Consider the following 14,925-nt stretch of genomic DNA (forward strand, 5'->3'; position numbering starts at 1 on the left):
CCGCCGTCGGGCAGCGAGAGGAAAACCCATGCGTAACCGTAGGCACACCGTTCTGGCGTCCGGCCTGGCCCTCGTCTCGGCGATGGCGATGAGCGGCTGTGTGGCCGGCGAGGGCTCCGCCGCCGCCGGCGGCGAGGGCGCGGGCGAGTGGAGCACCGACACCCTGAACATCGACTTCGCGACGTACAACCCGCTCAGCCTCGTGGTCCGCGAGCAGGGCTGGCTGGAGGAGGAGCTCGACGGCGTCGAGGTCACCTGGGTGCAGTCGGACGGCTCGAACACGGCGAACGAGAACCTCCGCGCCGAGGCTATCGACTTCGGCTCGACGGCCGGGTCCGCCGCGCTCCTGGCGCGCGCGAACGGCTCCCCGATCCGCACGGTCGACATCTACAGCCAGCCGGAGTGGGCCGCGATCGTGGTCCCGGGCGACTCGAAGATCAAGGACGTGGCGGACCTGAAGGGGGCGTCCATCGCCGCCACCAAGGGCACCGACCCCTACTTCTTCCTGCTCCAGACCCTGGACGAGGCGGGCATCCCGCTCGACGAGGTCGAGGTGCAGAACCTGCAGCACGCCGACGGCCGGGCCGCGCTCGACAACGGCTCCGTCGACGCGTGGTCGGGCCTGGACCCGATCATGGCGGCGGCCGAGGCCGAGGCCGGCGACAAGCTGATCTACCGCAACATCGACTTCAACACCTACGGGTTCCTCAACGCCCGCGAGGAGTTCGTGGACGAGCACCCGGACGTCACGCAGGCCGTCGTCGACGCCTACGAGCAGGCGCGCGCCTGGGCGCTGGAGAACCCGGAGGAGCTGTCCGCGCTGCTGGCCGAGGTCGCCTCGATCGACCCCGAGGTCGCGTCCACGGTGATCGAGGAGCGCACGGTGCTCGACCTCGACCCGGTCCCGGGCGACAAGCAGCGCGACGTGCTGGAGGTCGTGGGCCCGATCTTCGTCGAGTCGGGCGACGTGCCCGCGCAGAAGAACGTCGACACCGCGCTGGACGAGCTGTTCGCTCCCGAGTTCGCGCAGGAGGCGGTGGCCTCGGATGGCTGACCGGCGAGCGGGCGGCGTCGGCCGGGCCGGGCGGATCGCGCTGGGGCTGCTCGTGCCCGTGGTGCTCCTCGCGGTCTGGTGGGGCGCCACGGCCGCCGGGCTCGTCCCGCCATACCAGCTCCCGGGCCCCGTGGCCGTGTGGGACGCCGCCGTCGACCTGGTCCAGCGCGGCCAGCTCTGGCACCACGTGGCGATCTCCACGCAGCGCGTGATCGTCGGGTTCGCGCTGGGCGCCGCGGCGGGCCTCGCGGTCGGCTCCCTGGTGGGGCTGTCGAAGCTCGGCGACCTCCTGCTCGCGCCGACGCTCGGCGCGATCCGCGCCGTGCCGTCGCTGGCCTGGGTGCCGCTGCTGATCCTGTGGCTCAAGATCGGCGAGGAGTCGAAGATCACGCTCATCGCGATCGGCGCGTTCTTCCCCGTCTACACGACGATCGCGGCCGCCCTGCGGCACGTCGACCCGCACCTGGTCGAGGCCGGCCGGGCGTTCGGGCTGCGCGGCCTGCGGCTCCTGACGACGGTGCAGCTCCCCGCCGTGCTGCCCTCGCTGGTGGCCGGGCTCCGGCTCGCGCTCGCGCAGTCGTGGCTGTTCCTCGTGGCCGCGGAGCTCATCGCGTCGTCGATGGGCCTCGGGTTCCTGCTCAACGACTCCCAGCAGAACGGCCGGGTGGACCGCATCCTGCTCGCGATCGTGCTGCTCGCGGTGCTGGGCAAGCTGACCGACGCGCTCATCGGGCTGGCCGAGCGGCGTCTGCTGCGGAGGTGGACGTGACGGCGGCGGCGCGGGTGGCCGCGCCGAACGTCACCGCCGAGGCCTACGACCGGGCCGCCGCGGACCCGGTCGCGTTCTGGGCGGAGGCCGCGAGCCGCCTCGACTGGACCACGCCGTGGCACACCGCGCACACCTGGTCGCCGCCGGAGCCGCAGGGTGATGACGACCTGACCGTCCCCGAGGCCGCCTGGTTCGTCGGTGGCCGGCTGAACGTCGCGGTCAACTGCGCGGACCGCCACGTCGACGCGGGCCGGGGCGCCAAGGTCGCGCTGCACTGGGAGGGCGAGAACGGCGACCGCACCACGGTCACCTACGCCGATCTCCAGCGCCGCGTCGCGCAGGCGGCGCACGCGCTGACCGCCCTCGGCGTCGGCCCCGGCGACCGCGTGGTCGTCTACCTGCCGGTGCTGGTCGAGACCGTGGTCGTGGCCCTCGCCTGCGCGCGGATCGGCGCGGTGCACAGCCTGGTGTTCGGCGGGTTCAGCGCGGAGGCGCTGCGCTTCCGCCTCGCGGACACGGGCGCCAAGCTCCTGGTCACCACCGACGGGCAGTTCCGCCGCGGCGTCGCGACGCCGGTCAAGGCGACCGCCGACGAGGCCGTGGCCGGGCTGGACCACGTGGAGCACGTGCTGGTCATCCGCCGGACGGGCTCCGACGTCGCCTGGACGGACCGCGACGTCTGGTGGCACGAGGCCGTCGACACGGCGCCCGAGGTGCACGAGGCGCAGGCGTTCGACGCCGAGCACCCGCTCTTCATCATCTACACCAGCGGCACCACCGGGAAGCCCAAGGGCCTGGTCCACACGTCGGGCGGGTACCTCACGCACGCGAGCTGGGCCCACTGGGCGCACTTCGACGCGAAGCCCGACGACGTGCACTGGTGCACCGCCGACCTGGCCTGGGTCACGGCGCACACGTACGAGATCTACGGCCCGCTCTCCAACGGGCTCACGCAGGTGATCTACGAGGGCACGCCGGACACGCCGTCCCGCGAGCGGCACCTGGAGATCATCGAGCGGTACGGCGTGACCGTGTACTACACGGCGCCCACGCTGATCCGGACCTTCATGACCTGGTTCGGCGACACGCTGCCGGACCACGACCTGTCGTCGCTGCGCATCCTCGGCACGGTCGGCGAGGCGATCAACCCCACGGCATGGGAGTGGTTCCGGGCGACGTTCGGGCGCGGCGAGCTGCCCGTCGTCGACACGTGGTGGCAGTCCGAGACGGGCGCCGCCATGGTCGCTCCGCTCCCGGGCGTGACGCCGCTGGTCCCCGGCTCGGCGACCCGCGCGCTCCCCGGTATCGAGGTCGCCGTGGTGGACGACGACGGCCGCCGCCTCGGGCCCGGTGAGCCCGGCATCCTGGTGGTGACCCGGCCCTGGCCGGGCATGGCGCGCACCGTGTGGCGCGACCCGCGGCGCTACCTCGACTCGTACTGGCGCCGGTTCGCGGGCCAGGGTCCGGCGGGCGCGTACTACGTGGCGGGCGACGGCGCGGTGCTGGACGAGCACGGCAACGTGCACCTGCTGGGCCGCCTGGACGACGTCGTGAACGTGTCCGGGCACCGGCTGTCCACCATCGAGATCGAGTCCGCGCTGGTGGCGCACCCGGCCGTCGGCGAGGCCGGCGTCGCGGGCGTGCCGGACCCGGTGACCGGCCAGGCCGTGGCCGCGTTCGTGGTGCCGTCCGGCGTGGGCGTAGGTTGGGCGGGCGCGACGTCGCCGCAGGAGGCGGACGCCGCGGTCGCCGAGCTGAGGTCGCAGGTCGCGCGCGAGATCGGCCCGGTGGCGAAGCCGCGGCACGTGATCGCGGTGCCCGAGCTGCCGAAGACGCGGTCGGGAAAGATCATGCGGCGCCTCCTGGCGCAGCTGTGGCAGGGCGAGGAGCTGGGCGACGTCACGTCGCTGCAGAACCCGTGGGCCGTCGAGGACATCCGCGCCGTCCTGGCAGAGGGCGTCGCGGAGAGAAAGGCAGGACGATGACCGAGCACACCTTCGGGTTCCGCACGCGGGCCCTTCACGCCGGGGGCATCCCCGACGCGGCGACGGGGGCGCGGGCGGTGCCGATCTACCAGACCACGTCGTTCGTGTTCCAGGACACCGATGACGCCGCGAACCTCTTCGCGCTGCAGAAGTACGGCAACATCTACTCGCGCATCGGCAACCCGACGGTGGCGGCGCTGGAGGAGCGCATCGCCTCGCTGGAGGGCGGCATCGGCGCGGTCGCGACGGCGTCCGGCATGTCGGCCGAGTTCATCACCTTCGCCGCGCTCGTCGGGGCGGGGGACCACGTGGTCGCGTCCGCGCAGCTCTACGGCGGCACGGTGACGCAGCTCGACGTGACGCTGCGGCGCTTCGGCGTCAACACCACCTTCGTGCCCGGCACCGACCCCGCGGACTACGCCGCGGCGATCACGCCGGAGACCAAGGTCCTGTACACCGAGGTCGTGGCCAACCCGTCCGGCGAGATCGCCGACCTGGAGGGGCTCGCCGAGGTCGCGCACGCCGCGGGCATCCCGCTCGTCGTCGACGCGACGCTGGCGACGCCGTACCTGGTGCGGCCGATCGAGCACGGCGCGGACATCGTGATCCACTCCGTGACCAAGTTCCTGGGTGGGCACGGCACGACCCTGGGCGGCGTCGTCGTCGAGTCCGGGCGGTTCGACTGGGGCAACGGGAAGTTCCCCCAGATGACCGAGCCCGTCCCGTCCTACGGGGACGTGCGCTGGTGGGGCAACTTCGGCGAGTACGGCTTCCTCACCAAGCTGCGCTCCGAGCAGCTCCGCGACATCGGCCCGGCGCTCTCCGCGCAGTCGGCCTTCCAGCTGCTCCAGGGCGTCGAGACCCTCCCGTACCGCCTGGACGCGCACCTCGCGAACGCCCGCGCCGTGGCCGAGTGGCTCGACACCGACCCCCGCGTCTCCTACGTGCTCTGGGCCGGCCTGCCCACGCACCCGCACCACGAGCGGGCGCAGAAGTACCTGCCGCTGGGGCCGGGCTCCGTGTTCGCGTTCGGCCTCCAGGTCCCGACGACGGCTGCCGGGCCCGACGCCGAGAGCCTGGCCCTCGCCACGGACGCCCCGGTCGGCGCCGTGGTTCCCGTCGAGGACCACCTGCCGCTCCCGGACGGGCGCGAGGCCGGCCGGCTGTTCATCGAGTCGCTGCAGCTCGCGTCGCACCTGGCCAACGTCGGCGACGCGCGGACGCTGGTGATCCACCCGGCGTCGACCACGCACCAGCAGCTCTCGGCCGAGCAGCTCGAGGCGGCGGGCGTGCCCGAGGACCTCATCCGTATCTCGGTGGGCCTGGAGGACGTCGAGGACATCCTCTGGGACCTCGACCAGGCACTGACCAAGGCGACGGGAGTGAACCGATGAGCGAGGTCACGCGGACCTGGCAGGGCCCGAGCGCCCCGGAGCGCCTGCGGATCCTGCGCTCCACGAAGTCGATCGCGATCGTGGGTGCGTCGGCGAACCCGGCGCGCGCGAGCTACTTCGTGGCGACGTACCTCCTGTCCTCCTCCCCGTACGACGTGTACTTCGTGAACCCGCGGGCCACGGAGATCCTGGGGCACCCCGTGTACCCGAGCCTGGCCGACCTGCCCGTCGTGCCCGACCTCGTCGACGTCTTCCGGCGGCACGACGACCTGCCGACCGTGCTGGACGAGACGATCGCGGTCGGGGCGAAGACCCTGTGGCTGCAGCTCGGCTCCTGGCACGAGGACGTGGCGCGCAAGGCCGAGGCCGCGGGGCTGAACGTCGTGATGGACCGGTGCGTCAAGATCGAGCACGCGCGGTTCCACGGCGGGCTGCACCTGGCCGGTTTCGACACGGGCGTGATCAGCTCCCGCCGGGCGGAGCGCTAGGGCTTCCGCCCGCCGCACGATGAGCACACGCGTCGAACCCGTGAGCGAGACGCTCCTCGTCGAGCGCGTCGTCGAGCTGGTGCTGGGCCGGGGTGCCGCGAGCGGCACCCCGGTTCGGCTGCTCGTCGACGGGCACCCCTCCACACACCCGGAGCGGCTGGCCGACGCGCTCGTCGCACCCCTGGAGGCCGTCGGCCGGCCCGTCGCGCGGGTCGGGGTGAGCGGCTTTCTCCGCCCCCGGTCCCTGCGGCTCGAGCACGGCCGGGAGGACCCGGACAGCCTGCTCCACGGCTGGATCGACGTCGCCGCGCTGAACCGCGAGGTGCTGACGCGCGTCGTCGAGCGGGGCGAGTACCTGCCCAGCCTGCGCGACCCCGAGACCGACCGGGCCACGCGGGCGGCCTACGTCGGCGCGGGTCCCGGCACCGTCGTGGTGCTCGACGGCGCGCTGTCGATCGGCCGCGGGCTCGACGCGGACGTCGCCGTCCACCTCGCGATCAAGCCGGCGACGCTCCGGCGTCGGACGCCGCCGGAGGAGGAGTGGGCGATCCCCGCGTACGAGCGGTACGGCCGGGAGATCGAGGGCGTGCCCGACCTGCTGGTCCGGGTCGACCATCCCGAGCACCCGGCGCTGGTGCACGCCTGACGCCGGTGCGCCCGCCCCTGACGCTGGTGCGCCCGCTCCGGGCGCCCGTGGTTCCCAGGCCTCAGTCGCCGCTCGCGGCGTTCGCCTCGACGTAGCCCCAGCTCTCGCACATCGGGAGCAGCTCGCGCGGGATCGCGCCGGGGCGCGGGATGCTGCGCCCGGGCTGGACGGTGCCGCTGCGGATCTTGTCCCGCCAGTCGCCGATGCCCTTGTCGAAGTCGCCGTGGTCCTGCTCGCCGTAGGCGATCATGCCCGGCTCCCACACCAGGCCGAGGAAGTCGCAGATCCGGTGGAACTCCGACGCCGGGTCCGCGGTCACGTCCTCGTAGCGCACGGTGAGCCCAGGGAGCCGCTGCCGGACGCCGTCGAGCGCCCTCATGTACTTCAGGGTGTGCTGGATCGCGCGGCTCATCGGCCGCCGCGCCGGGTCGGCGTCGTGCCACGACCGGGCGATCGACACGGGATGGCGCAGCAGGAAGATGAAGCGCGCGTCGGGCCAGCAGGTCGCGAACCGGTCGGCGGCGAACACGTTGCTGGGCGTCTTCTCCACGATGACGTCCTTGCCGCTGCGCAGCAGCTCCCGGTGGAGGATCCGGTCCCACAGGATGTGCTCGACGTCGGCGGTGTTGTGGCCCAGGGCCTCCATCGCACGGCGGACCAGCGGCGTCGTGGGGTCGACGGCCAGCCGCCGGACGTGCGTCTCGATGGGCGCGTGCACCCGGGAGTGGCTGTCCAGCACCACCCGCAGCAGCGTCGACCCGGACCGGGGCGCGGAGAGCACGAACACCGGGGCCACCAGCAGGCGGTCGGCCGGGTCCCGCGGCGGGCGGATCCGGCCCTTCCCGGGCCGCGCCGCGCCGCTCGTTCCCGCTCCGCCTTTCGCTGCGCCGCCCGCACCACTCCCGCGGTCGCGGGCGCGCGGCACGCGCGTGACCCGGAGGCCCGCATGTTTCTCCAGCGCGGTGGCACAGCGGCGGGCGAGCTGCGTGCCCGTCTCTCGCACCGTGAGCATCCCGACTCCGTTCGCGCGACCTACCGCCATCCACCGTGGCACGGCGGATGGCCCCGCGCTTCCCGGAGCCCGCAACTTAACCCGCCGGTCAGAGCACCAGGCAGAACGGGTGGTTCGCCGGGTCGGCGAACACCCGGAAGCCCGAGCCCTCGCCCGGCAGCCGGGTCGCGCCGAGCGCCAGCACCGCGGCCTCGCCGGCGTCGAGGTCGGGCACGCCGATGTCGAGGTGCACCTGCTGCGGGTGCGCCGGGTCCGGCCACTGCGGCGCGTTGTAGTCCTCGACCGACTGGAACAGCAGCGGCCGGTCGCCGCCCAGCATGGCGACGCCGTCGGCGTCGTACGCCACGGGGGCGCCCAGGATCTCCGACCAGAACCGGGCGAGGGCGGACGCGTCCGGACAGTCGAAGGTGGGACCCATGACGGTCACGCCGTCGGACTCCTCCTTGAGACACAGGTCGAACGTGTGCCCCGCGAGGTCGGACAGCGTGATCCACCGCTCGTTCTCCCGCAGCACCCTCGCCCCGAGGTCCACCGCCCGGGCGGTCGCGGCGGCCAGGTCGGGCACGTACAGGTCGATGTGCGCCTGCTGGGGGTGCTCCTGTCCCGGCCACTGCGGCGGGACGTGGTCGGGCGCGAGCTGGAACGCGACGTCCCACTGGTCCGGGGTCGTGACGGTGACCCAGTCGTGGTCCGTGAACTTCACGGCGCCGCCGGTCAGGGCCGTCCAGAAGCTGGCCTCGACGCCGAGGTCGGGAACGTCCAGGACCACCGACTTCAGGATGCCCACGCCGTCGGACACAGGCCGGTCGGTCTCGGGTCCGGTGGAGGTCGAATCGGTCATGGTCCAGCCCTTCAGGAGGTTGTCGCACGAGGAACGCTTCGAACTCCTACCTTGCACCCAGCCACTGACACTCCCCAGCCGGATAAGTTGCGCGGCGCTGTCCACCGGGTTATCCACAGCATGCATCGCTGGCGACCGGCACCCGCGCGGAGTTATCCACAGATGTTGTCCACAGTCCTGTGAATTGTGTGGTCCTGCCCGGTGAGCAGCGGACACACTGTCCCGGTGAACGACACCGTCGCCCTCGCCGAGGCAGCGCTCGCCCAGGCAGCACTGGTCCAGGCAGCCCCCGTCCCGCCGTCGGACGGCGTCCGCCTGACCGACCCGGTCGACCTGGGCGGCTCCGCCCGCTCCCAGGTGCTCCGCTGCCGGGTCGACGGCGCGGCCCCGGGCGGCCCGGCCACGGTGATCGTCAAGCGCTTCCTGTCCGACGACGGCGCGTTCGTCCGCGAGACCGTCGGCCTGGGCCTGTGCCCCGGCACGCCGACCCTGCTCGCGCAGGACGCGGAGCACCACCTGATCGTCATGTCCGACCTCGGTGACCTGCCCACCCTCGCCGACCTCCTCCTCGGCGACGACCGCGACGCGGCCTGGGACGGAGCCCGGACCTGGGCCCGCGCGCTCGGCCGCACGACGGGCGGCTCCCGCGCCCGGGTCGCCGAGGCGCGCAGCCGCCTGGCCGCCGCCGAGCCGTGGGACGCCGACGCCGACCTGCGGGCCGGGCTCGACCGCCTGCTCGACGTGCCCGGAACGGCAGCGCGCCGGGCCGCGGTCGAGGCCGAGCTCGCCGCGGCCCAGCACCTGCGCACCACCCCCGGTACCGCCGCGGTCGTCACGCCCACGGACACCTGTCCCGACAACGCGGTGCTCGGCCCGGACGGCTGGCGCTTCCTCGACCTGGAGGGCACCGACGTCCAGCACGCGGCGTTCGTCGCCGCGTACGGGCTGCTGCCCTTCGCCACCTGCTGGTGCGTGTTCGACCCGCCGCCCGGCCTCACGGACCTGCTCCTCGACGAGCTCACCGCCGGCCTGGCCGACCACGCGCCCGACATCGTGGCGGAGCCCGGCTGGGACACCTCCGTGCGGCAGGCGTGCGCGACCTACCTGGTCCTCGTCACCGGCTGGCTGTGGAAGAGCACCCTGGCGGGCCGCGAGCTGGTGGGTCCGGCGGGCCGGTCGCCGTCCTACCGGCAGCTCATGGTGTCCCGCTGGCGCTGGGGCGCGCTCAACCTGCGCGAAGACCTCCCGGCCCTGGCGGCCACGTTCGGCGACGCCGCGGCCTGGGCGCTGGACACCTGGGGGCTCGAGGTCGAGCCGACCGGCTACCGCGCCTTCCGCTGACCCCGGGCACCGAGCGCCGTGGTGACGACGGTCCACGGCCGCCGGGCCAGGCGAGGCAGCCAGCCGCGCTGCTGCCCGGCACCGAACGTGCCGTCGGCGGCCATCGGCTCCGCCGTCAGGGCGCCGGACGTCGCGAACACGGCCTCGGCCGCGACCTCGGTTGCGGCCCCCGGCTCGTCCGCCGCGTCGATCTCCGCGACGAGCGCCCGCACCCGCGCGGTGATGTCGTCGACGATCCGCTCGACCTCCTCGATGGGCCGGCCCGCCGGGTCGTCCAGGGGCCAGTCGAGGTAGCGGCGTCCGGGGAAGACGGGGCACGCGTCGCCGCAGCCCATCGTCACGATCACCCCGGACGTGCGCACGATGTCGTCCGTGAGCTCCCGCGGGAACTCGATGAGCCCGTCGAGGCCGCGGCGGGCGAGCACGGTCTCGGTCATCGTGTCGGGCTCGGCCACCGGCCGGGTGCCCGCGGTGCGCACGCGGATGCGGTCGCCCGCGAGGCGCCGCGTGACCGCCGCCGCGATCTGGGACCGGCCGGTGTTGTGGACGCAGACGAACAGCACGTCCCGCGGTGAGCCGTGCGTCACCTCGGCCATGGCGGCGAGCCGGTCCGTCGCGAGCCACGCGGTGAGCGCCGGCACCTGCCCGGCCGACCGCACCTGCCGGTGCAGCGCGGCGTAGCATTCCCGGACCAGCCGGTCCACGGTCCCGGCGCCCGCGTTGGCGGCGAAGGTGATCGCGAGCGTGTCGGCCAGCCGGTCGAGGAGCGCGTCGTGGTCGCGGACGTCCAGAGCGGGCTCGCCGGGGTACCGCGGGGCCGCGAGGGCCGCGGACCCGAACCGCGCGATCCCCCGGGACGAGACGCGGTACAGCGCCGCGTCCGAGGGCACGGGCCCGACGACGGCGACCAGCCCCACCGCGACCAGCGCCTCGAGGTGCTCCTCCACTTCCGCGACGGCCCGCGCCCCGGCGACGGCCCGCGGCAGGTCGCCGGCCTCCGGCCTGCCCGGGCGCGGGTCCTCCGCTGCGGCGCGCAGCACCAGGTCCTCGGCGGTGCAGCGGCCCGCGGGGTGCGTGAGCAGGCGGGCCAGCAGACGCAACCGCTCGGGGTTCGCCATGGTGAGTTTTTGTGCCGAGCGCAGCTCGTCCGGGGTCATGGGTTTCTCCTTGGCCGACGGCGTTGTGGCCGAGCGCCAGGAGTGAGGCTACCTCGCCGTTTCGCCGGGCAGCGCGCCGAGTCTGTCACCTGAGCGGGTGACGTCCGAGCAGTGGGCGGCGCCGGGCCGGCAAGGGGGTGAAACGCTCAAGGCTTCGGGGCTCCGGACCGGGGCGGCCGCACGGTCGGCACGTCGCCCACGATCGGGACGGGACGCCGGTGGAACGGGAACCCGTACCGCGTGACGAGGCCCGCGAGCACGGTGACGCGGTTGCGGGGCCCGACGAGCGACATGATGTGCACGAACAGCCACACGATCCACGCGAGGCCCTTGGTGATGCGCAGCGACCGGCCCCCGGGCAGGTTGATCTCGGCGATCGCGGCGCGGCGGCCGATCACCGCCATCGTGCCCTTGTCCACGTAGCGCAGCTCCTGCAGGGGCTCGCCGTCGAGCAGGGCGCGGATGTTCCGGCCCGCCACGAGGCCGCCCTGGATCGCGGGCTGGGCGAGCTGCGGCAGGTCCGACGGCGAGATCGCGATGTCGCCCGCGGCGAACACGCCCGGCAGGCCCTCGACCTGCATGTCGTCGCCGATCCGGATGCGGCCGCCCTCGTCCTGCGGCAGGCCCCAGTCGGCCACCTCGTCGTGCACGCGCACACCGGCGGACCAGACGGTGAGGTCGGCGTGGATCCGGGTGCCGTCGGTGAGCACCACGGCCTCGCGCTCCACGGCCGCCACCCCGGCGCCGAGGTGCAGCGAGACCCCGCGGTGCCGCAGCTCCTGGGTCGCGTACGAACGCAGCTTGGGCGCGAACGACTTGAGGATCTCGCCGCCGCGCTGCACCACCTTGACCTCGAACGCGTCGCCGTGGATCTCCGGGTAGGCGGGCGCGAGGCCCGCGGTGCGCAGCTCGGCGAGCGCGCCCGCCACCTCGACCCCGGTGGCGCCGCCGCCCACGACCACGACGCGCAGGCCGTCGTCGGCGCGCTTCGACTTCGCGGCCTTCTCCAGGCGGATGAAGAGGTTGTCGCGGATCCGCATCGCCTGCGAGCGCGAGTACATCGGGAACGCGAACTCCTTGGCGCCCGGCGTGCCGAAGAAGTTGGTGGTGACGCCCGCGGTGACCACGAGGTAGTCGTAGCTGATCCAGTGGTCGTTGAGCAGGCGGATCTTCTTGGCGGCGTGGTCGGCCTCCACCAGGTGCTCGTGCACCACGTGCACGTTCTTCTGCTTGAGGCGCAGGCCGCGCAGGAAGTAGGTGACGTCGCCCGGGTTCAGGCCGCCGGTCGCGACCTGGTACAGCAGCGGCTGGAAGGTGTTGTAGACGCGGCGGTCGATCAGCGTGATCCGCACGGGCGCGTCCTTCAGCGCCCGGACCGCCGCCATGCCGGCGAAGCCACCGCCGACCACGACCACGTGCGGCAGCGGTTCGGGGTGCTCGCTCATGGTCTTCTCGAGGCCGTAGTCCTCGTCGTCCTCGGGGGTGTGCACGGGGGTGTGTGCAGATTCGGTCACAGGCACGAGTCTCTCACCGCCCGGGTTACCGTGGTCGGTCGTGAGCACCACCGAACACCAGAGCGACCCCGCTGAACCCGTCGCCCGCGGCGAGCACCTGGCCCATGGCCTGCGCACACGCCACCTGACCATGATGGGGTTGGGCTCCGCGATCGGTGCGGGCCTCTTCCTCGGCTCCGGCCTCGGCATCGCCGCCGCGGGCCCGGCCGTGCTCGTGAGCTATGCCATAGCGGGCGCGATCGTCGTGCTCGTCATGCGGATGCTCGCGGAGATGGCGTCCGCGCTCCCGTCGAGCGGCTCGTTCTCTGTCTACGCGGAGGCCGCCCTCGGCCGCTGGGCAGGGTTCCTGCTGGGCTGGCTGTACTGGTTCACGATCGTCATGGTGCTCGGCGTCGAGGTGACCGGCGTCGCGGGGATCGTGCACGGCTGGTGGCCGGCGGTGCCGCAGTGGGCGGTCGCGGCCGCCGTCGTCGCCGTGTTCGGGGCGATCAACCTGGTGGGCGTGCGCCAGTTCGGCGAGGCCGAGTTCTGGTTCGCGACCGTCAAGGTCCTGGCGATCGTCGGCTTCCTCGTGCTCGGCGTGCTGATCGTGGTCGGCGTGGTTCCCGTGTCGGGCAGCGTCCTGGGGGAGTGGGCGCAGTTCGGCGGGTTCGCCCCGGCCGGGCTGCCCGGGATCGCGGCCGGCCTGCTCACCGTCGTCTTCGCCTTCGGGGGCATCGAGATCGTCACGATCGCGGCAGCGGAGGCGCGCGACCCGCAGTCGGCGGTCGCGAGCGCCACGCGCACGATCCTGTGGCGCATCCTGTTCTTCTACGTCGGCTCGGTGGCGATCATGGTCGCCCTGATCCCGTGGACCGACGCCGCCCGGCTCGAGTCGCCGTTCGTGTCCGTGCTGCAGATGGCCGGGTTCGACGGCGCGGCGCGGCTCATGGAGGTCGTTGTCGTCCTCGCGCTGCTGAGCGCGTTCAACGCCAACGTGTACGCGACGTCCCGGATGCTGTTCTCGCTCGGCGGGCGCGGCGACGCCCCGGCGGCCGCGACCCGGGTCTCCCGGCGGGACGTGCCGTGGGTCGCAGTGCTGGTCTCGGTGTTCTTCGGCGTCGTCGCGGTGCTGCTCAACTACCTGCTGCCGGAGTCGCTGCTCGGGGTGCTGCTCAACGCCGTCGGCTCGGCGCTGCTGGTGGTGTGGCTGATGGTCGTCGTCTCGCAGCTCCGGCTGCGCCCGCGGCTGGAGGCCGCGGCGGCCGAGCGGGGCGAGACCCTGCGCCTGCGCGCCTGGGGCTACCCGTGGCTGTCGTGGGTCACGCTCGTGGCGCTCGTCGCGGTGGTGGGCCTCATGCTGTCCGACGCCGCCGCCCGGCCGCAGATCGCCGCGACCGCCGGCCTCGTGGTGCTGATCCTGGTGGTCTACGCGATCGCGCGGGCGCTGCGCCGCGTGCGGTAGGCGTTCAGCAGACCGTCACCGGGGGTCCACCCCGTGGTCGGGCGGCCGCCAGCGGGGCCCTCGATCGTCGTCGGCATGACTGAGCACACTGCCGACGGCGTCGACCGCCGGACCTTCCTGTCCCTGAGCAGCCTCGGCGCGGCGGGCGTCGCGACCGTCGCGGCGGCCGGCGCCGCCGCCCCGGCGGAGGCCGTGGAGCTGAGCCGGCACCCGCAGCGCGGGCTGAAGTTCGGCCGGGACGGGAAGTTCAAGATCGTCCAGTTCAACGACACGCAGGACGACGAGAAGATCGACCGCCGCACCCTGGAGCTCATGCGCGCGGTGCTCGACGACGAGCGGCCGGACCTCGTGATCCTCAACGGCGACAACATCACCGGCGGCTGCGACACCCCGCTGGAGATGCACCAGGCGATGAACAACGTGGTGCAGCCCATGGAGGAGCGCGCCGTCCCGTGGGCCATCACGTTCGGCAACCACGACGAGGACTCGACGCCGAACAGCGGCCTGGACGAGGCCGACATGCTGGCCTTCTACCGGTCGTACCGCTACAACGTGAACGGCCCGACGGCGCGCGGCGTCACCGGGCAGGGCAACTCGAACCTGCTGATCGAGGGCCGGGGCGGGCGTCCCGCGTTCAACGTCTGGCTGCTCGACTCCGGGCGGTACGCCCCCGACACCCTCGCGGGCCAGGACTTCGACGGCTACCCGCACTGGGACTGGCTGCGCATGGACCAGGTGAAGTGGTACTACGACACCTCGGTGGAGGTGGAGCGCCGTGCGGGGCACGTGGTGCCGGCCCTCATGTTCATCCACATCCCGCTGTGGGAGTACCGGTTCATGTGGTTCGGCTCGGTGGACGGGCGCACCGACGCCGACCACGAGCGCGGCAAGGTCCGGCACCGCATCGAGGGGGAGCGCAACGAGGACGAGTGCCCGGGACCCTTCAACTCCGGCATGTTCTCGGCGATCCAGCACCGGGGCGACGTCCGCGGCGTGTTCTGCGGCCACGACCACGTGAACACCTACTCGGGCGACTACTACGGCGTGCTGCTCGGGTACGCGGGGAACACCGGGTTCGGCACGTACGGGCTGGGCGGCGCCGAGCGCAACCGCCTGCGCGGCGCGCGGGTCTACGACCTCGACGAGTCGGTCGACGGAGTGCTGGCCGGCACCCGCATGCGGTTCGCCGGCGAGTACGGCATCGACCTGACGGCCAACGACCAGTGGATGGAGCCGCTCCCGCTGCCCTGACCCTGACACGTCGGAGGGGTGGTGCGCGG

General features: G+C 73.4%; 13 protein-coding genes. 9 read left to right on the forward strand and 4 right to left on the reverse strand.

Annotated features, from left to right (window positions below; translation table 11 throughout):
- Positions 1-28 precede the first annotated feature (28 nt).
- The 6 genes from ACFWEJ_RS05250 to ACFWEJ_RS05275 are packed head-to-tail and all read left to right on the forward strand — an operon-like array spanning position 29 to position 6,336.
- On the forward strand, positions 29-1,054 hold the full coding sequence (locus tag ACFWEJ_RS05250) for an aliphatic sulfonate ABC transporter substrate-binding protein (RefSeq protein ID WP_377228152.1): 1,026 nt from the start codon (positions 29-31) through the stop codon (positions 1,052-1,054).
- On the forward strand, positions 1,047-1,823 hold the full coding sequence (locus tag ACFWEJ_RS05255) for an ABC transporter permease (RefSeq protein WP_377228153.1): 777 nt from the start codon (positions 1,047-1,049) through the stop codon (positions 1,821-1,823). The genes ACFWEJ_RS05250 and ACFWEJ_RS05255 overlap by 8 nt, the downstream gene beginning before the upstream one ends.
- Positions 1,814-3,808, forward strand: a complete 1,995-nt coding sequence (acs, locus tag ACFWEJ_RS05260) for an acetate--CoA ligase (RefSeq protein WP_377228154.1) — start codon at positions 1,814-1,816, stop codon at positions 3,806-3,808. The genes ACFWEJ_RS05255 and acs overlap by 10 nt, the downstream gene beginning before the upstream one ends.
- Positions 3,805-5,202, forward strand: a complete 1,398-nt coding sequence (locus ACFWEJ_RS05265; RefSeq protein ID WP_377228155.1) for an O-acetylhomoserine aminocarboxypropyltransferase/cysteine synthase family protein — start codon at positions 3,805-3,807, stop codon at positions 5,200-5,202. The genes acs and ACFWEJ_RS05265 overlap by 4 nt, the downstream gene beginning before the upstream one ends.
- Positions 5,199-5,690 carry a CoA-binding protein gene (locus tag ACFWEJ_RS05270; RefSeq protein ID WP_377228156.1) on the forward strand — a complete coding sequence of 164 codons (492 nt, stop codon included), beginning with the start codon at positions 5,199-5,201 and terminating at the stop codon, positions 5,688-5,690. Before ACFWEJ_RS05265 ends, ACFWEJ_RS05270 begins: the two co-directional genes overlap by 4 nt.
- A 40-nt stretch (positions 5,691-5,730) precedes the next feature.
- Positions 5,731-6,336, forward strand: coding sequence for a uridine kinase (locus tag ACFWEJ_RS05275; protein WP_377228157.1), 606 nt, complete (start codon positions 5,731-5,733; stop codon positions 6,334-6,336).
- A gap of 61 nt (positions 6,337-6,397) precedes the next feature.
- On the opposite strand, the gene ACFWEJ_RS05280 is transcribed toward ACFWEJ_RS05275, so the two are convergent.
- Both ACFWEJ_RS05280 and ACFWEJ_RS05285 read right to left on the reverse strand, forming a co-directional pair.
- The gene (locus ACFWEJ_RS05280; protein ID WP_377228158.1) at positions 6,398-7,348 is read right to left on the reverse strand and encodes a sulfotransferase family protein; all 951 of its coding nucleotides are present in this window, start codon (positions 7,346-7,348) and stop codon (positions 6,398-6,400) included.
- Between the two features lie 88 nt (positions 7,349-7,436).
- Positions 7,437-8,189, reverse strand: a complete 753-nt coding sequence (locus ACFWEJ_RS05285; RefSeq protein ID WP_377228159.1) for a VOC family protein — start codon at positions 8,187-8,189, stop codon at positions 7,437-7,439.
- Positions 8,190-8,414: 225 nt separating this feature from the next.
- Between ACFWEJ_RS05285 and ACFWEJ_RS05290 the strand changes: the two genes are divergently transcribed.
- Positions 8,415-9,530, forward strand: coding sequence for a hypothetical protein (locus ACFWEJ_RS05290; RefSeq protein ID WP_377228160.1), 1,116 nt, complete (start codon positions 8,415-8,417; stop codon positions 9,528-9,530).
- On the opposite strand, the gene ACFWEJ_RS05295 is transcribed toward ACFWEJ_RS05290, so the two are convergent.
- On the reverse strand, positions 9,512-10,687 hold the full coding sequence (locus ACFWEJ_RS05295; RefSeq protein ID WP_377228161.1) for a low molecular weight phosphatase family protein: 1,176 nt from the start codon (positions 10,685-10,687) through the stop codon (positions 9,512-9,514). The genes ACFWEJ_RS05290 and ACFWEJ_RS05295 overlap by 19 nt on opposite strands.
- Before the next feature lie 146 nt (positions 10,688-10,833).
- Entirely contained in the window at positions 10,834-12,201 is a 1,368-nt protein-coding gene (locus ACFWEJ_RS05300; RefSeq protein WP_377228162.1) for an NAD(P)/FAD-dependent oxidoreductase, read from the reverse strand.
- A gap of 40 nt (positions 12,202-12,241) precedes the next feature.
- Between ACFWEJ_RS05300 and ACFWEJ_RS05305 the strand changes: the two genes are divergently transcribed.
- Positions 12,242-13,645 (forward strand): amino acid permease, encoded by a 1,404-nt coding sequence (locus tag ACFWEJ_RS05305; protein ID WP_377228163.1) that lies wholly within the window; start codon positions 12,242-12,244, stop codon positions 13,643-13,645.
- Between the two features lie 75 nt (positions 13,646-13,720).
- Complete coding sequence (locus tag ACFWEJ_RS05310; protein ID WP_377228164.1) at positions 13,721-14,896, forward strand: metallophosphoesterase family protein; 1,176 nt, start codon at positions 13,721-13,723, stop codon at positions 14,894-14,896.
- The last annotated feature ends 29 nt before the right edge of the window (positions 14,897-14,925 follow it).

This window comes from Promicromonospora sp. NPDC060204 (assembly GCF_042728455.1).
In the GTDB taxonomy this organism is placed as follows: Bacteria; Actinomycetota; Actinomycetes; order Actinomycetales; family Cellulomonadaceae; genus Promicromonospora.